Genomic DNA, 22,527 nt, shown 5'->3' on the forward strand with positions numbered 1-22,527 from the left:
TTAATCTAATAATTCATTATTAAATATATACCCTTTATAATCAACCTTATATAAAACGCTATAAAAAGCAGGAATAAATAATAAAGTTATTACAGTTCCAAACAATAGGCCTACCATGATAGTAACAGCCATGGGCTCCCACATTTCTCCTCCACCCAAATAAAGTGGTATTAAACCGAGTACTGTAGTAAAAGTAGCAAGTAATATTGGTCTAAAGCGTTGTAAACAAGCTGCAATAATAGCATCTTGTGGGTTTCGTTTAACTATGTCTTCTTCCATTTCTATCCGATCCACCAGAACTATAGCATTATTTATGACTATACCTGCTAAGGAAATTACCCCCAAAAAGGCCATAAATCCAAAAGGAACATTAAAAATAAGCAAGCCTAATACCATACCAATAACTCCTAAAGGTATGGTACAGACAATCATAACCGTTTTTCGGAAAGAATTAAATTGTATTATTAATAGCATTATAATGATAAAAGCGGATAATGGTAAATAACTCGCAACCGCACCCATATTCTCAGCAGTACTTTCTGCATCACCTCCAAGATTATAACTATAATCTGGTCCCCATGTAGCAGCTTGCTCCTCTAGCCAAGGTATAATTTCAGCAGTAATAGCAGACGCATTACCGCCTTCAGTCAGCTCACTAGAAACATTAATTGTTCTTGTAAGGTTCAATCTTTTAATTCTTGTATACTGCCATTTCGGAATTATAGAAGCCACCTGCAATAACGGTACACTTTTTCCAGAACTTTGTGCATAAATATTTAATGTCTCTAAAGATGCTAACGTTTGCTGTTTATCTTGATTACTTAACATTACTATAGGGATAGTTTTATCATTCTCCCGATATTCCCCGGTACTAAATCCATCTAGTACCGTCTGTAAAGATGTTGCTATATCCTGATTCGAAACTCCTGCTAATTGCGCTTTATTCTGATCAATATCAATTATAAACTTTTTACCTTTTGGCCCCCAATCATCCTTAATGTTTTTTGTACCAGAAATACCAAATAACTTAGTTTTAATGCTTTCTGATATTTCTGCTAATTTATTAGGGTCATCTCCAGAAACTTTAATTTCTATAGGAGTACCTCCACCTCCTGAACCTAAAAGACCAACTTTTATATCTGCATTTGGAAATGATGCGAAGCTAAAAGAGTCTAATTTTCTAACCATTTCATTATTTATCAAAAAATTAGAGGTGTTAATTAAGATGTGTGCATAATTGGAATTTGCTTCATCTGGGTTATAGCCTAAATCATAAGCAGATGGACCTTCTCCTATATATGCAGACCAATCTACAATTCCCTCTAAAGAATTTTCAGAAACCTGAAGTTCTCTTTTCATAAAAGCTTCAATAGCAGAGACCATTTCCTCGGTACGTTCTATTTTAGTTCCTTCAGGAAGGTTAATATCTGCAGTAATCATATTACGATCACTATCTGGAAAAAACACAAATGCCAATAAGCCAAAACCTAAAATTGATAAAACAAACATTCCGACAATAGCAAAAAGTACAGATCGTTTCCAGGATAAGGCTATTAATATTAAATCTTTGTATTTAGATTTTAAACCATTAATCAAGCGATCTAAAAAACCAACTTTTCCTTCCTCTTGTTTTTTTACTTTTAGAAAGAATACACAAAACAATGTAATAATGCTTAGAGAAATAATCCATGAAGACAAAAGTGCTATTGTTATTACCACAAAAATTGGCCCCATGATATCCCCCATGACGGATTCTGCCATATAAAAAGATAAGAACGCTGCAGAAGTTGTTAAAGTAGAAATTAAAAGAGGCGTAAACAACTCTGAACAAGAATCTATAGCTGCCTTTTTAACATCGGCACCATTTTCCATTTTTACCATGACTGATTCTGCTACCACAATACCATTATCCACCATCATTCCTAAGGCCATAATTAAAGCTGCAAGAGTTATCTGATTTAAACCCACATCAATTAAACCCATTATGAACAAAGTGGTAATAGTTACAATTGGAATTAAACTCGCAATAACCAAACCAGTTCTGAAGCCAAGGAATATAAGCATAACAGCTAAAACAATTCCTATGGATTGTAAAAGGTTACCAATAAAATCACTAATCTTTAAATCAATATAGGTGTCAATGGAGGCCAATCGTGATACTTCTAAACCGACAGGTAATTTCTCTTTCCATGTACTAAGTACAACATCTAATTCTTTTCCTAATTTTATAATATTTGCTCCATCTTTAAGAGATACATGCAAAGACAAAGCGTCTTTACCATTAATACTTACAATTTGAGTTGGAGGATTAATATAGCCTTTTCTAACATTTGTAATATCTTTTAAAGGAAGTACCCGCCCTCCTTCTCCAAGCGGAATCAACATCTCTTCGATATCGGAAATGTCGTTAAAATTTCCGGTTGGCTCTAATATAATTCGCTCATCTCCTACATTTATTTGTCCTCCAGAACTTAAAATATTAGTACTACTAATTAAACTTTGCAACCCATTGGCTGTTAAGCCATAACTTTTTAATTTAGTATTATCAAACTCTACAAATACACGTTCGGATTGATCGCCATTAATCTCCACTTTTGCAGCATCTGAAAGTTTAATTAAATCGTCTCTCATATCATCTGCATAATCTTTCATATCAGAAAATGAAAAACCATCACTTGTAAGGCCTACTGCTATACCAAAAACCTCTCCAATTCCATCATCTTTTAATTGTGGTTGCACTCCACTGGGTAATCCTTGTATATCATTAAGTTTTCTTCGTAATCTATCCCAAACCGCTTGTAAATCTTGAGGCCCTACTTGCATTACCAACTCTACCTGAACAACAGACAATCCAGTTCTTGATGTACTTGTTACTTTTTTTAATTCTGGTAATTCCTGAGCTACCTTTTCTATTCGATCCGTAACTAACTCCTCTACACGTTGTGGACTTGCACCTGGAAACGAAGAAACAATAGAAGCTACTCGAATAGTATATGGCGGCATACTATCTCTTGATAAGGTTTCATAACCAACCAATCCCATAAGCATAACTACTGCTAATACACTTAAAACAACACGGTTGTTTGTAATTGAAAATTGAGTAAGATTCATAATTATTTTCGTTTAAATGGTTATTGTAATCTTACTTTTTGTCCATCAAGAAGCGTTTGCAGGCCAGCTGTTGCAATTTTATCTCCATTTTTTACGCCACTTTTTATTTTAAAACCATCAGAAGTTAGTTCCCCTACTTCAATAGTTTGTTTTCTAACAGTTCCTATTTTATCGTCTTCTGTTTCTATTACAAAAACAAAATTGCCATCACCATCCTCTCCAACAGCTTTAACAGGGATAACTAAGGTATTGTCATTTAATTCTTCTCCTGTAGTAAAGTTAAAAATCACGTTTGCTGCCATACCTGGTTTTATATCTTTATTTGAAAGAATATCAATTTTAACAGGGTAGGTTGCTGAATTAGCATCAACTATTGGAGAAACTTCAAAAACATTACCTTTTAATTTTTCTCCTAAAGAAGAAATATTAACTTCAACTTCCATTCCTTGTTTAACCTTATTAATTACACTTTCTGGTAAACCTACCTCAATATTAATATCAGTGCCAGCATTTAAAACTGCTATTACTGAGCCAGAAGCAACATTTTCGTTTACACTCCCGTTCGTGGAAGCAATAGTTCCATCTTTTGGAGCATAAATGTACCCATAGCTAATTTGTGATTGCTGAATACTTTTATTACGCTTAGCAGACTCGTATTGATCTAAAGCACTCTCATAATTATTTTTAGCTGTTTCATAATCACTTAATGATTGACTACCTTTTTCATACAAATTTTTTATCCGGGTTAGAGCTGATTTTGAAGTTTTCATTGCAGAGTTTGCACTATTAAGAGCAGACACTGATTGTTCATAGGCAAGATTAGCTTGTACATTATCTAATTTTGCAATTAAATCACCTTTTTTTACCTGCTGTCCAACCTTTGCGTTAAAAGTGGTCATAATTCCATTACTTCTAAAACTCAATTCAATCTCATCCCCTGCTTTTGCGACTCCACTAAAAGACCTAATTTTTTGAGCATCGGAAGTACCTACTACCTGATAATTTACAGGTCTTAACACCTCTTCTTTCTTTTCTACTTGCTCCTTGCAAGAGTCAAAAAATAAAGTTAGCAAGAGAGTTAAAATAATGTGACTAAAATATTTCATAATTAAAGTTGGTTTTTTAATTTTTATTCAAAATAAATTCATTTGCCCTTTGCATAAATGCCTGATTGCTATCTTCTGTATTCATCAAAAAGAAATAACCAATAGCACGTTCCAACTGCATTGAAGCTAGTAAATAATTATAATTGGCTGTAGCACTAGCCAACTGTGATTGCAGATAATTTGTTTGTGCATCAATTAATTGAATTAATGGAATAGCTCCTTCTGCATAAGAACTTTGAGTAAGCCCTAGGCTTTCTTTTGCAGTAACTTCTGCGACTTTTGATATCTCAATATTAGCTATTTCATTAGTTAAGTCTAGCACCAATACATTAATATTATTTTCAATATTTAAATCTGTATTAGCTTTTTGAATATTTAGTTGATCCTCCTGAATCTTCGCAGTTTGTTTATTAATATTCCTCTGATTTTGCTGAAATATTGGTAAAGAAACATTAAGGCCTAAATTATATACTCCGTCTGGCGCAACAGGAGATCCTAAAACAGGCACTGAACCTTTTCCTGATTGCGAAATAGCTAAATTATAATTACCCTGTAGTGCCACAGTAGGAACAAATCTACCAGAAGAATTAAGACGATAGTTCCTTTGTATTGCTCTTAAATTATAATCAATATTCTTAAGTTCAGGAGCATTTAACTTTGCTTCTTTTATTAAAAATTCGATTAAAAAAGGTCTAAGTTTTGGGTTATCTAAAATATCTTTAAAATCATCATATTTATAATTAATAAATAATCCTTCAGAAATAGAAGCTTCTTCTACATCTATTTCTAAATTAATCGGATTATTCATTAATTGATTTATAGAGTAATAGGACTCACTCAATTGATTTCCTGCTTCAATTAAGGTCTGCATATTTTGGGCAAGTTCACTTCTAAAACGAAGCACGTCTGACTTACTCGATGCACCTGCCTGAAAATTTTGTTCCGATATTTCAAGATTCTTTTTAGTTACCTCTAAGTTTTGTCCCTGAATTTCTACATTAGTCTTTAGTATTAATGTATTAAAATAGGCGACTGATGCATTTAATAAAGCATCTAATTCTGCAGCATTAAAGGTTTCTTGTTGTGCCTTTTGGATATTATCTTGAATAGTAATTCCTGCACCCGCACTTTCCGAATATAAGACCTGTTGTAGACCAACGGTTCCAGAGGTTGAAAACTCTGGATTAGTTCCTCCTGAAATTTCTGCTACTCTTGGATCTAAATATGCCGCAGTTGCACTTGCTGAAACATCTGGAAGAAAATTACTTTTAGCAGTTTTAAGGTCTTGAGTGCTTAGGTCAACGTTCTTGCGTTCTACTTCAAGTCCTAAGTTTTTATTTACAACACCATTCATAATATCTACTATGGAATATGTGTTATCTGCAGAATATGAGCTATTTCCTCCCACAATATCAACAGTACCCAACATACTATAACGCAAAGGAAAATTAATCTGTTTTGCTGTGTTAAAATTTAAAGAAAGTCTATTATTATAATCCAATTTTAAGGGCAATTCTGAAGGATTTGTACCATTCACAACTGCCTCTACATTTAATGCTAATCGTCTAAAAAACTGGTCTAAGTTGGTAGCTGGCTGATTCGTTGCTAAAATTCCTTTTTCCACATCTAATTTACGGTTTGCAGAAAAAGAAGGTAATTCTTTATCGTTAATTATATTAACCATTTTTTTAAATGCATCATCGGTCAAAGCAAAACCACCAGCAAGATATACAGCATCTATACCCTCTAAAGAATTAGCTATATTGCCATCTTCAGGTATATTAATTAAAGAATAACTTGTTTTTTTATCTGCGAAATAATCATCAAAAAGTGCTCTAACTGGAAGTGCTTCAGGAAGATATTCATCTACTAAAATTCCTACCTTTTTAAACTCATAAATAGAATTAAAAGCTTCTAAATCTTTCTTATAAGATAAAGGAGCTATGATATAAGCTAAATTATTTATCCCAGTAGTATTCTGCTGCGCTGGTAAATCAATAAAATCACTATTAACAGATCCGAAAACAATTACTGGTTTGCCATAAGACTTTTGCTGGTATAAAGCTATATTATTAATTACACCAAAAGCCAAAATGATATTTACTTCGCTTTTTTCTAGAGCTATAAAATTTGTTTTGGCCAATTCTAAATCATAATTATTCTCTAAAGGACTTTTAAAAATCATATTAGTATCTTGTCCCATTACAGAACGAATTTCATTTTTAAGCTTTTCGAATAAAGCCAAATTTTCCTTCGAATCCTTATCGACAAGTACTCCAATATTAATAGTCTTTGAACTTTGAGCAAATGAAAAAAACGATGCTAAAAGAAAGACAACTACAACTAATTGTTTTTTCATAATTTTAATTTATTTCCAACCTTTTCTTTCATAGACACCTTTTAAAAGTTTTTTATAGGTATCTAAGTAATAACCATATTGCTTATCATCTAAAATTGGCTTAACTTCTGAATGTTGTTTTTGTAAAAGCTCTTCGAATTTAGAGCGTATTTCTTTGGGAGTGTATCCTTTTTCTTTTTTTTCTAGAGCCGTCATCTTATAAGTATGATATAAGATTATATTATAAAATTCCTTTCTTTTCTCTCCAGTAACACCCATTATGGTAGCCCTATCATAAAACCATAATTGCAAGCTATCTCTTTCTGTACTTTTAAATATATCTACTCGCTTAGATTTTTCTTGACCATTATCCTCCTGAGAATAAATTGGGCTAGATAATATTACTAAAAAAATTATAAAAGCAACTATTTTTAGAAAGGATTTAATCATCATGTTTTCCATTGTTTGTTTTAAATATAAATAACTTAGCGCAAATATCTAAATAAAATAACTTAGTGCAAATATCTCAATAGAATAACTTTTAATGATAAAAAACATATTAGTAAATTACTTTTTCATTATTAGTAATCACATTAAAAAATTGAATATTGGCTTTAACCTCTAAACCAAAAAAGTTTAGTTTTAATACTTATTGATAATTAATAAACGCCAAACACTCATAAATCTAGTCAAATTCTTTAAAACCTTAAAGCTTTATTAAAAAACGAGCTGATTCGGGGTCACTAGTTTTTTGAACCTCTCAAAACGCTTTTAAAACCTGACAAAATAAGATTTTTGGATAGATCTTCTTTGTCTCAAGCTTAATAAAGAAAATAAATTTTTAAAAGATTATTTTTCAAAAATATATACATTTGTGTTAGACGAAATACCAAATAGTAATATTGAGTATTAGATTGAGTTCACAATCCGTCAACATAAAACATAGAATTTAGCATAGAGCCTAGAAACATTGGAATAAAGCCATAAGGTTTGAATCCTGTCGAGGTCACAAAAAAGCCATTCAACTGGTAACAAAACCATGTAAGTCTTATGATTTACATGGTTTTTATTTTTTTAGGAATGTACAAACCCTTTTTTACTATCCAGTCCAGTGTATCTAAGCACAACGTAGTTTTGGAGGAATCAAAAGAAGACTTTATCGAAGAACAGCTAGATATAAGGGATAAAAAATACACACCCAAAACCTTATGGGAGCTATTTACTATAATTTATATAGAAGTCCATAGCAGCTTATAATTCTAAAAAACAAACCTAAAAACACTTTTTCAAAACTAAATTCGACAAAAAAATAGATACAAAACTTAAAAATTAACTAATCAAAAAAATCTCTTTTCAAAGGTTATACAACGATCTCTATTAAATAATAAAACATATTTTTTAATCATTTCTTAATACAAAACTCTTTTATATGAAATAGAAAAAACTTTTATTAACACCTATTGTTTATAACAAAAAAGAATACAATAAGTGCATCAAAAAACGCATAAAAACCTATATAACAACAAATTAAAACCAATTAAACACAACACTAATATCCTTAAAAAAATCTTAAATATAAAAACCTAATAGCTTTATAAGAAGTAACAATTACAATGATATTTGGAAATGTTCTATATTATATTAACTTTAGCAAAAATTTAATTTATGGATTTAACGGAAAGAGCTCTTGAGTTTGAAACCAGAAAAATGAGTAACATGTCTACTAGTGACCGTGTTGAAGCATCAAGAGAGGCAAAGGCTTTAATATTAGAAATTAACGAAATTTATAAGGAAACTAAAGATTCTGAGTTAATGGATATGATGAAGCGTTTAACAGAAAAGAAAAAGAAAATAGAGAAACGCCTTAAAGGTGCGCCTTTAGTATAACACATTAAAACAATCATTTTATTTTACATTAAAATGTAAAATATAAAAAGGTGTATAGTTTAAACTATACACCTTTTTATATTTTAAGATAAACCCTAGTAAAATTATGGAGTATATATTAAATCCTTGGCCATGGTATATTTCTGGACCTTTAATTACTCTTGTAATGGTGATTCTAATTCTTTTTGGAAAGAATTTTGGAATGTCATCTAACCTAAGAACACTTTGTACTATTAGTGGTGCAGATAAATATGCCGATTTTTTTAAAATAGACTGGAAATCTTACAGCTGGAATTTAGTAGTTGTATTAGGAGCCATTATTGGTGGTTTTATTGCTACACAATTTTTATCTAACGGAGCGCCAATAGATTTGAGCGTGGAAACTATAACAGACTTAAAAAACTTAGGGTTTTCTAATGCTGGTGAAAATTTATTACCACCAGAAATATATAGTTGGGATGCCATTTTATCTTTAAAAGGCTTGAGTGTTTTAATTATAGGAGGTTTTTTAGTTGGTTTTGGAGCTCGTTACGCGGGAGGTTGCACATCTGGACACGCCATTAGCGGACTTAGTAATTTACAGATTCCTTCTTTAATTGCTGTAGTTGGCTTTTTTATTGGTGGTTTGGTAATGACACATTTTATTTTACCCTTAATTTTTTAAAATATGAAGTTTTTAAAATTTTTATTTGTTGGAATTCTTTTTGGAATAATTTTAGTAAAGTCTGAAGCTGTTTCTTGGTACAGAATTTTTGAAATGTTTAAGTTTCAATCCTTCCATATGTATGGCATTATTGGCTCCGCTGTAGGTTTGGGTATTTTATCTATCTACCTTATTAAAAAGTCTAAAATTAAAAGTATAGAAGGGCAGGAAATAAAAATTCCTACTAAGAACAAAAGCTTTATAAATTACTTGTTAGGAGGTACTATATTTGGATTAGGATGGGCTTTAGCAGGTGCTTGTCCTGGGCCAATGTATATTCTTTTAGGAACTGGTGTTTTTAGTATGCTTATTGTTATTGCGGCAGCAACACTAGGAACTTTTGTATATGGCTTACTAAAAAGTAAGTTACCTCATTAAACTATATAATTTCAGCATTAAGCCCAGCTTGTAATAATCTTGTACAACGCGGTTTTAAATCTTTAAACTCTCCAGTTTTAACGGTACACTTACCGTTATAATGTACAATTAAAGAACATTGCTCTGCTTGTTCTGAAGTATGATCACAAACAGCAATTAGGGTATCTATTACATGATCAAAAGTATTTACTTCATCATTAAATAGAACAATTTCGTTTTGGTTTACCGTTTCTTCTTCTAGTAATAACTCTTCTGATAATTCTTCTCTAGTGCTCATAATAATAGAGTTTTATTACAACTAAAATACATATTTTGCAGCTACCCAATTATTTTTTTCCAGTTTTTTTTCAAACTTTAACGAATATTCCTTACACTTAGAAGTAATCTTATCTAAATCTTCTAAATAAAAACCACTAAGAAATAAAGTACCACCAGGGTTTAAACTTTTTACATAAACAGGAATATCTTCTAGTAAGATATTTCTATTAATATTCGCTATAATAACATCAAACTTTTTGTCAGTTAATAGACCAGCATCCCCCTCAAAAACCTGAATATTAGAAAACCCATTTCTTTCTACGTTTTCTTTAGCATTTAAATAACACCAATTATCAATATCTATAGCTTCTATAGGAGAAGCTCCTTTCATAGCTGCTAAGATTGCTAATACACCTGTACCACTACCCATATCTAAAACAGATTTCCCTTTAAAATCATTTTCTAATATATGAGAAAGCATCATAAATGTAGTTTCGTGGTGCCCTGTTCCAAAACTCATCTTGGGCTCTATAACAATATCATATTCCACTCTAGGTGCATCATGAAAAGGAGCTCTAACTACACAAGCATCTCCTACCTGTATGGCTTTAAAATTCTCTTCCCAAGTAGCATTCCAATTTTCTTGTTCTATTTCTTTTACAGAATATTCTATTTTAAAATTTTCATTTTTAAGTATTGCAATATCTTCTACAGCAGATTCTTTCCAATCTGTTTTTTGGATATATGCTAAAACACCATTTTCATTTTCCACAAAACTTTCAAAGCCTATTTCTCCTAATTCTGCAATTAAAATATCGGATGTTGGTTGTACAGGAAAAACTGTAAAAACATATTCTATATATATGATATTTGCCATACTTATTTACTTTAAGTGTACTAAAAAAAGCTGCTTAGAAGATAGCTCCTAAACAGCTTTTACTTATTTATTCTAAAACTAAATAGCTTTAATTATATCTACAAAATTATCGGCAACTAAAGCAGCACCTCCAATTAAACCGCCATCTACATCTGGTTTAGAAAATATCTCTTCTGCATTAGCTGGTTTTACACTTCCACCGTATAAAATAGAAACATTGTTTGCTATTTCTTCGTTATAAGCCTCTGTTATTGTTTTACGAATAAAAGCATGCATTTCTTGCGCTTGATCTGCAGAAGCTGTTTCTCCTGTACCAATAGCCCATACTGGCTCATAAGCCAATATAATAGAACTCCAAGCACTAGCATCTAAAGAAAATAATGCGTTTTTAATTTGACTTTCTACAACTTTAAAATGGTTTCCAGACTTTCTATCTGCCAACTCTTCTCCAAAGCAAAACATTACACGTAAGTTCTTAGCTAAAGCTGCTTTTACTTTTTTTTCAAGAATCTCATCAGTCTCTCCAAAATAGGCTCTCCTTTCCGAGTGTCCTAAAATAACTGTACTAACACCAATACTTACTAACATATCTCCAGAAATCTCTCCTGTGTATGCGCCACTTTCTGCAAAATGCATGTTTTGCGCTATAGCATTAATAGTAGAAGATTCTAAGCTATGTACTGCAGTTGCTAAATTTACAAAAGTAGGCGCTACCATAACTTCTGCATTAGTATCTGGTAATTTAGCTGCAAGCTCTGTTAATAAAGCTTCTGTTTCTGCTAAATTTTTATTCATTTTCCAATTTCCGGCTACGATTTTACTTCTCATTTTATTTATTTTGTAAGTTGTTTTATAATCTCTTTATCTCCTGCCTTAATGGCTTTATATAACTTTATGGTACCATCCTTATCTATCACCATATAACGAGGAATCCAATCCAAATCTATAGCAGTAAACAAATCGGACTTCCATCCTTTACTTGCCCAATAATGGGTTCCATCTTCTATTCCGAATTTTTTTATTCCTTTCTTCCAACTTTCTTTTGTTCTATCTAAAGATATATATAGAAAAGATACCTCCTTAAAATCATTTTTCAGCTTCTTTACTGTAGGCATACCAACAACACAATCTTTACACCAAGAAGCCCAAATATCTATTAAAACAACTTTACCTTTAAATGCCTCTAAAACATCTTCAAAAGTATCTTCTCCTCCTTTTAAATTAACTAATTTATCTTGTAAAGCCTTTTCTGAAAAAGTTTTTTCTTGAGCATTAATGCTCATTAAATTTGCATATAAAAAAACAAGTCCTATTAAAATTTTTCTCATAAGTAATTAATTGAAAGAAAGTTCTTCTAAATCGTTATAATGCACTTTCTGCTTTATTGTTCCTTTTTCTAACACTAAAACTCCTGGATTAGAACGCACAATTGTTTTTAAAGCAGTTTCATCTGTAAAGTAAAAAGGAAACTCTAAATTATATGCTTTACTAATTTCCTGTGTTTGTTTTGGCCCAGAGGCAGACATACCTATAATCTTATACCCTTTTTTCTCTGCTGCAACAGACATTTCTTTTATTTCTACGTAAAAATCGGTATTCGTTTTTCTTAAATCATACGCAACAACCATTACCAATTTAGGTTCTTGTAATAAAGAATCTGCAAAATCCTCCCCATTTTGCTCTATAGTAAAATCGTGTATAGGTGGCTCATATCCTTTTTGAATTTCTGTAGTTTCTACATCTATAAAATCTCCTGCAACAGTTGGGTAATCTCCTTTGGTATGGTGTATTTCCTCTACTCCGTTAACCTTAAATTTCCAAGCATAATCAAAAACAGCTTCTGGAGCTCCTTCAGGAACCACCATACCATCTTTAATATTTGCTCCTATTTTATATGGCCTAAAATCTATAACCGGTAAATGGTTTAAAACATAATACCCGTAACCAACACTTAATATTAAAGCTATTGCAACTGCAATTCTATTAGGGTAAGGCCTAAATAATGGTGTTATTAAATTTCTTTTTATAAAAAGAAATACTATTAAAATTAATAAGATAATATCTTTAGAAAAAGACTCCCAAGGGGTTAGTTTTATAGCGTCTCCAAAACAACCACAATCTGTAACTTTGTTAAAATAAGCAGAATAGAAAGTTAAAAAAGTAAAGAAAATAATCATTAAAAGAAGGTTCCACAAGGTAAATTTTACACGAAAACCAACCAAGAGCATTACTCCCAGAAGTACTTCAAAAATAACTACGCCTATAGATACCCATAATGCATAAGGCTCTAAAAAAGTTAAATTTAAAACTGCTTCGCTAAAATATTCTTGCAGCTTAAAAGAAAATCCTACTGGGTCATTTAACTTTATAAACCCACTAATAATAAAAAGAATTCCAACAAATAGCCTACAAAAACCAACTAAATATTTCATATTATTTAGCCTTGTTTTCGTTAATATGAATCATAGCAAATACTGCATAATTAATCATGTCTTGGTAATTAGCATCTATACCCTCGCTAACTATAGTTTTTCCTTTATTGTCTTCTATTTGCTTTACGCGTAAAAGTTTTTGCAAAATTAAATCGGTTAAAGAGCTTACACGCATATCTCTCCAAGCTTCTCCATAATCATGATTTTTATTTTCCATCAACGTTTTCGTTTCTGAAATATGTTTATCATAAAGAGCCACTGCTTTTTCTAATTGCAAATCTGGTTGTTCTACAACACCAAGTTCTAACTGAATTAATGCCATAATACTGTAATTAATTATGCCAATGAATTCTGAAGCTTCTCCCTCATCTACTTTACGAACCGAGTTTTGTTGTAAACTTCGTATTCTTTGCGCCTTTATAAAAATTTGATCCGTTAAAGATGGAAGTCTAAGAATACGCCATGCGCTGCCATAATCTTTCATCTTTTTCTGAAATAAATCTCTACAAATTTTTATAACCTCATTATATTGTTCCGAAGTATGCTGCATGTAAATCTAATTTCCGTAAATTTCGCTTAAAATATTGTAAACGTCAAAGTTCTCAATTTAATCTTTCTTTGTCAAGTAATTACAACGCTATTATTTAGTAAAATGACTATTAATTGTAACGAAAACCTTATAGATTTATCTACTCCCAAAATTATGGGTATTTTAAATGTTACTCCAGACTCTTTTTTTGATGGTGGTAAGTTTAAAAATATAGAAGATGCTCTTTTACAAACCAATAAAATGCTGCAAGATGGCGCTACTTTTATAGATATTGGTGCTTATAGTTCTAAACCTGGTGCAAATCCAGTTTCCGAAGAAGAAGAGTTAGCACGTATACTGCCTATTGTTACTCAAATACAAAGCTCTTTTCCTAATTGTATTTTATCTATAGATACTTTTAGAAGTTCTGTTGCTAAAGCATGCGTAGAAGCTGGCGCTGCTATAGTAAACGATATTTCTGGCGGAAACTTAGACCCTAATATGTTTACAACCGTTGCCGAATTGAAAATACCTTATATTTTAATGCATATGCGTGGCACTCCACAAAATATGCAGCAAAACACTACTTACGATAATTTAATAAAAGATATTATTTTTTATTTTTCGGAACAAATATATAAAGCTAAGGAAGCTGGTATTAACGATATTATTATTGACCCTGGTTTTGGTTTTGCAAAAACCTTAGAACAAAATTATGAACTTTTACATAAGTTAGATTTACTACAAAACCTAGATGCTCCAATTTTAGCGGGACTAAGTAGAAAGTCTATGATTTACAAAACACTAAAGACCGATGCTAAAAATGCACTAAATGGCACTACTGCACTAAACATGGTATGTTTAAACCATGGAGCCAATATTTTACGAGTACACGATGTTAAGGAAGCTGTGGAATGTGTTCAATTATTTAATGCTTTAAAGAAAAACTAAAAATAGCTTATTCAAAAATAGCAGTGTTACTCTTAAAGCTTTTAAACTCTAGTGCATTATTACTATAATCTAACACAAACATAGTCTGTTGTTCTCCTTTTTTGCCTTTATATCTAGTTTGCGGTTTTACTAAAAAAGTAATGTCTTTACTTTCTAACTTTTCTTGTATTTTTTTAAACTCTTCCTCTTCTAAAATACATCCAAAATGAGGAATGGGAACTTTAAGATTTTCTACTTTACCACAATAATCTAAGTCCGAAATATCTTTAGAAACGTGCGCCGAGAGTTGGTGGCCAAAAAAATTAAAATCAACCCAATCTTTAGTTTGTCTTCCTAAAGAACAACCCAAAATATCTTGATAAAACAAAATAGTACTCTCTATATCTTTTACTTTAAATGCAAAATGAAAAACTGTGTTCATACTTAATATCCTTTTTTTAATGAAACTACATTTACTAGGGTCTTTTTGTTTAGAAAATTCCGATAGTTCTCTATAACTTGTTCTGCAGCACTTTCTATATTAGTAAGACTAGCTACATGCGGTGTAATTTTAATTTTACCATGTTCCCAAAATGGATGTTTTTCTGGTAATGGTTCTTCTCTAAAAACATCTAATAAAGCTCCAGATAGCCTAGAAGAGTTTAATAGTTGTAGTAAATCTTCCTCGACCAAATGTTCTCCTCTACCTACATTAATTAAAAATGCACTAGTTGCTAAGCTTCCCAGTATATCTGCATTTAAAATATCTCTTGTATCTTTAGTTAAAGGCAAAAGGTTAATTAAAAAATTAGTATCCCTTAAACAATCTTTAAACCCTTCTTTTCCATGAAAACTAGTAACACCAGAAAGCTGTTTTTTAGAATTACTCCAACCCTTTACTTTAAAACCAAAATCAGAAAAATTCTGAGCCACATACCCTCCTATACTACCCAAACCAAGTATTGTTACTGTAACATCTTTAAAAGAAGCATACCTATGCTGCTTCCACTTTTTTTCTTTTTGTTGGGCCATATAAAGACTTGTATTCTTAAGTTCTCCTAAAACTACTGCCACTAGAAACTCCCACATATCTTGCGTTAGTTTAGTATCAACAATTCTAGTAACTACAGTATTTGGCTGCAGCGTTTGCGAATTTGTTATATGGTCTATAGAAGCCCCTACAGACTGCACCACTTTTACATTTGGATATTTATTAAATATGTCTTTTTTAGGTTTCCAACATACTATAAAATCTACCAAAGAAGCGTCTTTTACATCTGGATAAACTTCTATTGTGCCCCCTGGTAATTTTTCTTTTAATAGTTTATACCATGGATCTGGGTTCTTATTTTCAAAAATTAAAAGTATGCTCATTACTAATATATTTTACGAAGGAAAGCTAGTAGCCACCTTTTATTTTAACTCTTTTTTAAAACAGATGCTATTTTCTTCTTTATAATAAATTTCCAAACCCACATCTAATTCCTTAAGCTAGTTTCAAAAATCTTGATTATTAGAATCTGTTCTTTTTAACTGTTATCATTTTTTCTACTATCAAAAACTTAAAAGCAAAGGTATGTTGAATTCCAAAAAACTTAAAGCAGATTCATTGGTCAAAACATGAAATTTAGCTATAAAAAGTTTAATTTTATGAAAATTAAGACAGATTCCATGGTTGACACTATTGATATGCAATTATTACGATTTTTAAAAGATAATTCTAGATTGTCTTTTGCTGATTTAGGAAGAAAAATAAACCTATCTCCTTCTGCAGTAAGGGAACGTGTTCAGAAAATGGAAGATTTAGGCATTATACAGAAATATAGTATTACTGTAGACAATAAAAAACTAGGTTATGATTTAGAAGCCTTTATTTTACTTAAAATTTTTCCAGGCCAACTAAAACATATTCTAGAAATAATTAAAGATTTTCCAGAAGTTAAAGAAGCACATAGAATTACTGGTAGCCAGAACATACATTTAAAAGTAGTATTAAAGAACCAAATTGCTTTACAAAAACTTTTAGACCAACTAATGGTTTTTGGAGATACTAATACATTTCTTATTTTATCAGAAATTTAGTTCTTAACATAGCATTTTAGAAAAAATAGCGTTACACTAATAATAGATTTTATTTTCCCTAATTTTACAAAAACGATTATTCATTGGATTTTTTAAATTTTCTAGACTTAAGAATAACAGACATTATAGATATTATCTTAGTGGCTATTCTACTCTATTATATTTATAAATTAATTCGAGGTTCTGTAGCCATAAATATTTTTATTGGTATTGTTATAGTTTGGGCTTTCTGGAAACTTACCGAACTACTTGGCATGGAAATGATAAGTAGCATGGTTGGCGCTTTTATGCAAGTTGGTTTAATTGCGCTTATTATAGTTTTTCAGCAAGAAATACGAAAATTCCTTTTAATGATTGGTTCTACCAATTTTTCTAACAAACGAAATTTCATAAAACACTTTAAATTCTTAAAACAAGAAAGCCTTTCTACAAATGTAAATGTAGACGACCTTATAGGTGCTTGCGATAAAATGGCAACCACTAAAACTGGAGCAATCATAGTTTTGGAGCGTAACAACTCTTTAGATTTTGTAAAATCTTCTGGAGATACCATGCACATAGAAATTAATCAGCCAATAGTAGAAAGTATATTTTATAAAAATAGCACTTTACACGATGGCGCTGCCATTGTTTCTGGTAATTACATTGTTGCTACTCGTGTTATTTTACCTGTTTCTAATGAGCGTAGTATTCCTTTACGCTTTGGGTTAAGACATAGAGCTGCTGTTGGTATTACCGAAAAAACAGATGCACTTGCTATTGTCGTTAGTGAAGAAACTGGTCTTATTTCCTATATTAAAAACGGAGAATTTATTCTTTACAAAGACACACAAGAACTTATAGAAATGATTAGGGAAGACTTAGTGTAACAACTACGCCACTTCTTCCGATAAAAATTGCGCTTCGTACAAATTACTATAATATCCATTTGCATTTAGTAACTCTTTATGCGTACCAGTCTCTACAATTTTACCAGCCTCCATTACAATAATTTTATCCGCTTGTTTTATAGTTGCTAAACGGTGTGCTATAATAATTGAGGTTCTACCTTCGGTAATTTTTTCTGTAGCGCTTTGTATTAATTGCTCCGAGTAGGTGTCTACAGAAGACGTTGCTTCATCTAAAATTAAAATACTAGGATTACTTACATAAGCCCTTAAAAAAGCTATTAATTGTCTTTGTCCGCTAGATAGCATTGCACCACGCTCCTTTACATCATAACTATAACCACCAGGCAAACTGGTAACAAAATCATGCACTCCTATTTCTTTGGCAGCTGCTTGTATTTTGTCTATCGTAACCAATTTTTCTTTTAAAGAAATATTATTCTCTATGGTATCTGCAAAAAGGAAAACATCTTGTAATACTACTGCTATTTTTGCTCTTAAAGAAGGTAAATTAAAGTCTTTAATATCTATACCGTCTATTAAAATTGCTCCAGAATTAATCTCATAAAATCTATTTAATAAATTAATTATGGTAGATTTTCCTGCGCCTGTAGCACCAACAATAGCAACTGTTTCTCCTGCTTTTACATCAAAAGAAATACCGTGTAATACCTCTTCCTCTTCTACATAACTAAAATGTACATTTTTAAAAGAAATGTCGCCCTTAACATCTTCCTTTTCAATAGTACCGGTATTAGCAATAGTACTATCTGTATCTAATATTTTAAACACTCTATTTGCAGCAACCATTCCCATTTGTAGGGTGTTAAATTTATCTGCAATTTGGCGTAATGGTCTAAATAACAAATCAATTAGAAAGAAAAAAGCAAAAACATCTCCAACCTCATTTGCTCCTATATGTACTACATTTTGTAAAATTCCAAACCAAACTACAAGACCTATTGCTATAGAAGAAACAATTTCTGCAATAGGAAAAAAGATAGAGTTATACCAAACCGTTTTTAACCATGCATTTTTATGCTTTTCATTTATGTCTCTAAACTTAGCACTCTCTATTTTCTCTCGAGTAAAAAGCTGAACAATTTTCATTCCCGTAATACGCTCCTGTACAAAAGAGTTTAAATTAGAAACCTGTGTTCTTACCTCATTAAAAGCTACTTTCATTGCTTTCTGAAAAATACGTGTTGCATATAATATTATAGGCATTAAAGCAAAAACAATAAGTGCCAATTTCCAGTTAAGGTATAGCATAACTACTGCGGCTGCTAGCATCTTTAATAAATCGGCCACAATAACAAAAAAACCTTGGCTAAAAATTTCTCCAATACGCTGCATATCTGCTACGGCGCGCGTTACTAAAACCCCTAAAGAAGAAGTATCAAAATACTTCATTTTAAAGCCTAGCATCTTTTTAAAAAGGTTTACTCTAATATCTTTTATTACAGATTCTCCTAACCAGTTAGCATAATAATTAAACAGTAGTTGGCAAGTTACTTGCGCTATAAGCACTCCTACTAATGCAAGTATATAAATTCCTAATAAATCTGCATCTTTTGCTTTTATTCCATCATTAATAACACGCCCTACTAGCATAGGGGTCATTACAGCAAAAACAGATACTAATATTGCTGCAAGCGCAACACCATAAAAAGTAACCCTATATGGCTTGGTGTGGCTCATTAATCTATTAAAAAGGCTTTTGTCAAATGCTTTTCCGGAATCTTTATCCATACTACTCTACAATTGCTTTTGGGTATAAAACTTGGGTCAAATATAACCCTTTTGCAGGTACAGAAACGCCAGCATTAGCCCTATCCTTACTTTTTATAATAGTATTAACATCTTTAACCGTTAGTTTACCTTTTCCTACCTCTAAAAGGGTGCCAACAATGGCTCTAACCATATTTCTAAGAAACCTATTTGCCGTAATTGTAAATACCAAATTCTCTTTATTCTGTGTCCATACTGCCCTGGTTATAGTACACAAATAGGTATACACATCGGTATTGCTTTTAGAAAAACACTCAAAATCTTCTTCCATAAGTAAAATTTTAGCAGCAGTATTCATTGCTGCAATATCTAAAGGCTGTTTTATATAATGCGCCGTATCACTAGCAAAAGGGTCTTTCTCTTGCCTAATCCAATATTCATAGGTACGTGCAGTAGCATTAAACCTAGCATGTGCATCGTGCTGTACAGCTACTATCTTTTGCACAGCAATATCGTCTGGTAAATAGGAATTTAATTTATATTCTAAATTTTCAATTTCTAAAGACGCCATATCAAAATGCGCATACATTTGCTTTGCATGCACCCCTGCATCTGTTCTACCAGCACCTGTTAAAACTATGGTTTGGTTTAGTATAGTGCTCATTGCTTTTTCTAGCACCTCTTGTACCGTAATAGCATTTGGTTGGCGTTGCCATCCGTGATACTGTTTCCCGAAGTATGAAAATTGAATAAAAAATCTCAAAAGAATAGGCTAATTTTGTGAAGCTACAAAGATACTTTTTATAACCCATTTTTGCAGTATTTAAAAATTAGCATATACTTTGACAAAAATTTTACTTCTTTCAGACACACATTCTCATATAGATGATACCATTTTAAAATACGCAAAACAGGCCGATGAAATTTGGCATGCCGGAGATATTGGCTCCCTAGAAGTTACCGATGCTTTAAAGAAAATAAAACCACTACGGGCTGTTCATGGTAATATAGACGACCATGTACTACAAAAAGAGTTTCCAGAAAACAATCGTTTTATGTGCGAAGGGGTAGATGTGTACATGACCCATATTGGTGGGTACCCTCCTAAATACAACATAAGAACACGCGATATTATAAAGCAAAACCCGCCTAAAATATTTATCTCTGGGCATTCTCACATTTTAAAAGTTATGATGGATAAAAAACTTGGGGTACTACATATGAACCCTGGTGCTTGTGGCAAACATGGTTTTCACCAAATGCGCACCATGCTTAGGTTTGTTATTAACGGGGACCAAATAAAAGATTTAGAAGTAATTGAAATAGGAAAGCGTTAAATTTTAGAATACCACAAAATTATACCAAGCTTACTACTGCAATTAACACCAAATAAATTGTAGCATATACCAAAGCTTTTATTTTATACTTTTCTATTTTGTGTGTATTAACCATTACTTACATTTTACTTTGACAAGGTACTTTTTAAAACTACAATACAAGGATACGTATTATCTAAAAAATAGCACATATGTTTAAAATATGCTACCAGCTACAGCTAGTACACAAAACCGTTATCTAGATAACTTCTTTAATACCTGTTAATAATTTCTTACAAACAAATGTAGTTTATACTATAACTTCTTTTATTTTTGAGGCGCTCCCCTAGTATATTAAATAGTAACTATTAAAACTTCTGTTATACGGAAGTTAACTGCAATACTAAGATGACCTCAAATTTTGAACATAAAGGAGAATGGAAATTGCCGAACGATGAAAATTGGATTAATGGCACTCTTAAATTCGATATTGAAGAAGAAACAAGTTTAGAATTGTTCGGAACATTTAATCAACCTTTTTTTGACCGTGAAGAACAGAAAATTATTCTAGGTAAAACTACTAATGGAGATATAACCTTAATCAACAGCTGGTACAGGAGTACGAAAACAAGTCATAATGGAATAATTATTGGAAAATACACTCCTTCAATAATACTTGAAGGTCATCATTTCATAGAATCTTCAGAAATAAAATTTTCAAAAGTAATATTCAGAGTTTTTAATTTATTCCAATGGTTAAACCTTACTGGATTAGAGGTTAATATAAAAAATCAATCAAAATCATATGGAATTGAATATAATGAAATACCCAAAATTGAATTCAAATTAGGAGAAAATTGCGAAGGTAAAATTTCTTTTGATGGACCTATTACAACCAATGGTCCATATAATTCCATAGAATTGAAAGAAGCGGCATATATAACTCTGGATTATTCTAACAGTGAACATTATGAATTAATATTGAGTGATATTTCAAAAGTAATTGGCTTTTTTACTCTTGTTACTTTCGAACAAAGTTACCCACAAAGCATTGTATTAAGTGATGATGAATATAAAAGAAACGCCTTTTCTTTAGAAAGAAACAAGTATATCAAATGCTTCTATAATCACGGTAGTTACAGTAAAAAGCATAGGCTTAGAAATAAAGCTGAACATCTCGTTAGTTTTGAGGATATCTCTACCAAATTCCCAAAAATAATTAAAAATTGGTATAATCTTTATGAGGATACAGAGGAAGTAATATTCTTAATTCTAAATCATTTTAAAGACAAATACAGGTTTACCAATGATAAATTTATAGATACAACAAGAGCTCTTGAAAGTTATCATAGAATTCATTTTAATAATGACCGAATACCAAAAGATGAATTTGAACAACTAGTTGCTAATATCCTAACTCAAGTAAAGCTTGAAGAGCAGGACTTAAATTGGCTTAAACAACGACTAATGGGTAACGAACCTAATTTAAAAATTAGAATCGAAGAATTGGTTCAAAAACATTCAAATGATTTTATTAAACAGAATTTACCTAAAGTTAATAAATTCGCTCGGATAACAACTGAAAACCGTAATTACTATACTCATTACGACATTAGGAAAAAGAAAAAAGCACTCAAGGGTAAAGAGCTTTCAGAATTAACTAGGCAAAATAGAGCAATCATTATATCATGCTTATTAAATCATATTGGAATTGATTCTAAATACTTTGAGGACGGACTTAAATACAATTTAGGCTAAAAAGTACAGCAGCTAACAAAAAGTAAACGTAATGCGGGCTTTAGAATTAAATCTAAAGGATTATGTATATTTATAAAGTCGCTAAATCTTATACCCCAAAGCGTTGGGGTAGCCTCTGGACAGAAAAAAATAAAACTAAACAATAAGCTTTAGGTTCGTGCGCAGACGCAAACGAAAAGTTTCCTTGTCTCCGCACTACGCTTA

The 22,527-nt window shown here is 31.4% G+C and carries 22 protein-coding genes; 8 read left to right on the forward strand and 14 right to left on the reverse strand.

The features are described from left to right. The 4 genes from Q0945_RS01170 to Q0945_RS01185 are packed head-to-tail and all read right to left on the reverse strand — an operon-like array spanning nt 1 to nt 7,008. Complete coding sequence (locus Q0945_RS01170; RefSeq protein ID WP_299429933.1) at nt 1-3,111, reverse strand: efflux RND transporter permease subunit; 3,111 nt, start codon at nt 3,109-3,111, stop codon at nt 1-3. Nucleotides 3,112-3,131: 20 nt separating this feature from the next. Then, the gene (locus tag Q0945_RS01175) at nt 3,132-4,217 is read right to left on the reverse strand and encodes an efflux RND transporter periplasmic adaptor subunit (protein ID WP_299429935.1); all 1,086 of its coding nucleotides are present in this window, start codon (nt 4,215-4,217) and stop codon (nt 3,132-3,134) included. Between the two features lie 16 nt (nt 4,218-4,233). Further along, on the reverse strand, nt 4,234-6,576 hold the full coding sequence (locus Q0945_RS01180; RefSeq protein WP_299429937.1) for a TolC family protein: 2,343 nt from the start codon (nt 6,574-6,576) through the stop codon (nt 4,234-4,236). Between the two features lie 9 nt (nt 6,577-6,585). Next, nucleotides 6,586-7,008, reverse strand: a complete 423-nt coding sequence (locus Q0945_RS01185) for a hypothetical protein (RefSeq protein ID WP_298501655.1) — start codon at nt 7,006-7,008, stop codon at nt 6,586-6,588. Nucleotides 7,009-8,220: 1,212 nt separating this feature from the next. On the opposite strand from Q0945_RS01185, the gene Q0945_RS01190 reads away from it, so the two are divergent. From Q0945_RS01190 to Q0945_RS01200, 3 genes are all read left to right on the forward strand, one after another. Then, entirely contained in the window at nt 8,221-8,442 is a 222-nt protein-coding gene (locus Q0945_RS01190; protein ID WP_298487780.1) for a hypothetical protein, read from the forward strand. A 106-nt stretch (nt 8,443-8,548) separates the two neighbouring features. Further along, the gene (locus Q0945_RS01195) at nt 8,549-9,106 is read left to right on the forward strand and encodes a YeeE/YedE thiosulfate transporter family protein (RefSeq protein ID WP_299429939.1); all 558 of its coding nucleotides are present in this window, start codon (nt 8,549-8,551) and stop codon (nt 9,104-9,106) included. Nucleotides 9,107-9,109: 3 nt separating this feature from the next. After that, the gene (locus tag Q0945_RS01200) at nt 9,110-9,523 is read left to right on the forward strand and encodes a DUF6691 family protein (RefSeq protein ID WP_299429941.1); all 414 of its coding nucleotides are present in this window, start codon (nt 9,110-9,112) and stop codon (nt 9,521-9,523) included. A gap of 1 nt (nt 9,524) precedes the next feature. Here Q0945_RS01200 and Q0945_RS01205 read toward each other — a convergent pair whose 3' ends face one another. The 6 genes from Q0945_RS01205 to Q0945_RS01230 form a co-directional block, all read right to left on the reverse strand. Further along, complete coding sequence (locus Q0945_RS01205) at nt 9,525-9,800, reverse strand: ATP-dependent Clp protease adaptor ClpS (RefSeq protein WP_299429943.1); 276 nt, start codon at nt 9,798-9,800, stop codon at nt 9,525-9,527. A gap of 21 nt (nt 9,801-9,821) precedes the next feature. After that, on the reverse strand, nt 9,822-10,658 hold the full coding sequence (gene prmA / locus Q0945_RS01210; protein WP_299429945.1) for a 50S ribosomal protein L11 methyltransferase: 837 nt from the start codon (nt 10,656-10,658) through the stop codon (nt 9,822-9,824). A 78-nt stretch (nt 10,659-10,736) separates the two neighbouring features. Then, entirely contained in the window at nt 10,737-11,486 is a 750-nt protein-coding gene (gene tpiA / locus Q0945_RS01215) for a triose-phosphate isomerase (RefSeq protein ID WP_299429947.1), read from the reverse strand. Nucleotides 11,487-11,491: 5 nt separating this feature from the next. Continuing rightward, nucleotides 11,492-11,986 carry a thioredoxin family protein gene (locus Q0945_RS01220; RefSeq protein ID WP_299429949.1) on the reverse strand — a complete coding sequence of 165 codons (495 nt, stop codon included), beginning with the start codon at nt 11,984-11,986 and terminating at the stop codon, nt 11,492-11,494. Nucleotides 11,987-11,992: 6 nt separating this feature from the next. After that, nucleotides 11,993-13,090, reverse strand: coding sequence for a BT_3928 family protein (locus Q0945_RS01225; protein ID WP_299429951.1), 1,098 nt, complete (start codon nt 13,088-13,090; stop codon nt 11,993-11,995). Nucleotide 13,091: 1 nt separating this feature from the next. Further along, a complete protein-coding gene (locus Q0945_RS01230; RefSeq protein ID WP_299429953.1) occupies nt 13,092-13,640 on the reverse strand; it encodes a DUF1599 domain-containing protein in 549 nt (182 codons plus the stop codon). A 102-nt stretch (nt 13,641-13,742) separates the two neighbouring features. On the opposite strand from Q0945_RS01230, the gene folP reads away from it, so the two are divergent. Then, on the forward strand, nt 13,743-14,570 hold the full coding sequence (gene folP, locus Q0945_RS01235; RefSeq protein WP_299429955.1) for a dihydropteroate synthase: 828 nt from the start codon (nt 13,743-13,745) through the stop codon (nt 14,568-14,570). Between the two features lie 7 nt (nt 14,571-14,577). On the opposite strand, the gene Q0945_RS01240 is transcribed toward folP, so the two are convergent. Beyond that, nucleotides 14,578-14,991: a VOC family protein gene (locus Q0945_RS01240; RefSeq protein WP_299429957.1), complete on the reverse strand. Its 414-nt coding sequence runs from the start codon at nt 14,989-14,991 to the stop codon at nt 14,578-14,580. A 2-nt stretch (nt 14,992-14,993) separates the two neighbouring features. Continuing rightward, entirely contained in the window at nt 14,994-15,923 is a 930-nt protein-coding gene (locus Q0945_RS01245; protein WP_299429959.1) for a glyoxylate/hydroxypyruvate reductase A, read from the reverse strand. Between the two features lie 276 nt (nt 15,924-16,199). Here Q0945_RS01245 and Q0945_RS01250 point away from each other — a divergent pair, with 276 nt between their 5' ends. Both Q0945_RS01250 and Q0945_RS01255 read left to right on the forward strand, forming a co-directional pair. Then, nucleotides 16,200-16,631 carry an Lrp/AsnC family transcriptional regulator gene (locus Q0945_RS01250; protein WP_299429961.1) on the forward strand — a complete coding sequence of 144 codons (432 nt, stop codon included), beginning with the start codon at nt 16,200-16,202 and terminating at the stop codon, nt 16,629-16,631. Between the two features lie 83 nt (nt 16,632-16,714). Continuing rightward, a complete protein-coding gene (locus Q0945_RS01255; protein WP_299429963.1) occupies nt 16,715-17,500 on the forward strand; it encodes a diadenylate cyclase in 786 nt (261 codons plus the stop codon). A 3-nt stretch (nt 17,501-17,503) separates the two neighbouring features. Here Q0945_RS01255 and Q0945_RS01260 read toward each other — a convergent pair whose 3' ends face one another. Together Q0945_RS01260 and truA are read right to left on the reverse strand one after the other, a co-directional pair. After that, nucleotides 17,504-19,270 carry an ABC transporter ATP-binding protein gene (locus tag Q0945_RS01260; RefSeq protein WP_299429965.1) on the reverse strand — a complete coding sequence of 589 codons (1,767 nt, stop codon included), beginning with the start codon at nt 19,268-19,270 and terminating at the stop codon, nt 17,504-17,506. Between the two features lies 1 nt (nt 19,271). Then, nucleotides 19,272-20,012, reverse strand: a complete 741-nt coding sequence (gene truA / locus Q0945_RS01265) for a tRNA pseudouridine(38-40) synthase TruA (protein ID WP_299429967.1) — start codon at nt 20,010-20,012, stop codon at nt 19,272-19,274. 79 nt (nt 20,013-20,091) lie between these two features. Between truA and Q0945_RS01270 the strand changes: the two genes are divergently transcribed. Then, on the forward strand, nt 20,092-20,586 hold the full coding sequence (locus Q0945_RS01270) for a metallophosphoesterase family protein (RefSeq protein WP_299429969.1): 495 nt from the start codon (nt 20,092-20,094) through the stop codon (nt 20,584-20,586). A gap of 387 nt (nt 20,587-20,973) precedes the next feature. Continuing rightward, nucleotides 20,974-22,323 (forward strand): HEPN domain-containing protein, encoded by a 1,350-nt coding sequence (locus tag Q0945_RS01275; RefSeq protein WP_299429971.1) that lies wholly within the window; start codon nt 20,974-20,976, stop codon nt 22,321-22,323. The last annotated feature ends 204 nt before the right edge of the window (nt 22,324-22,527 follow it).

Source organism: uncultured Maribacter sp. (genome assembly GCF_947500405.1).
Classification (GTDB): Bacteria; Bacteroidota; Bacteroidia; order Flavobacteriales; family Flavobacteriaceae; genus Maribacter_B.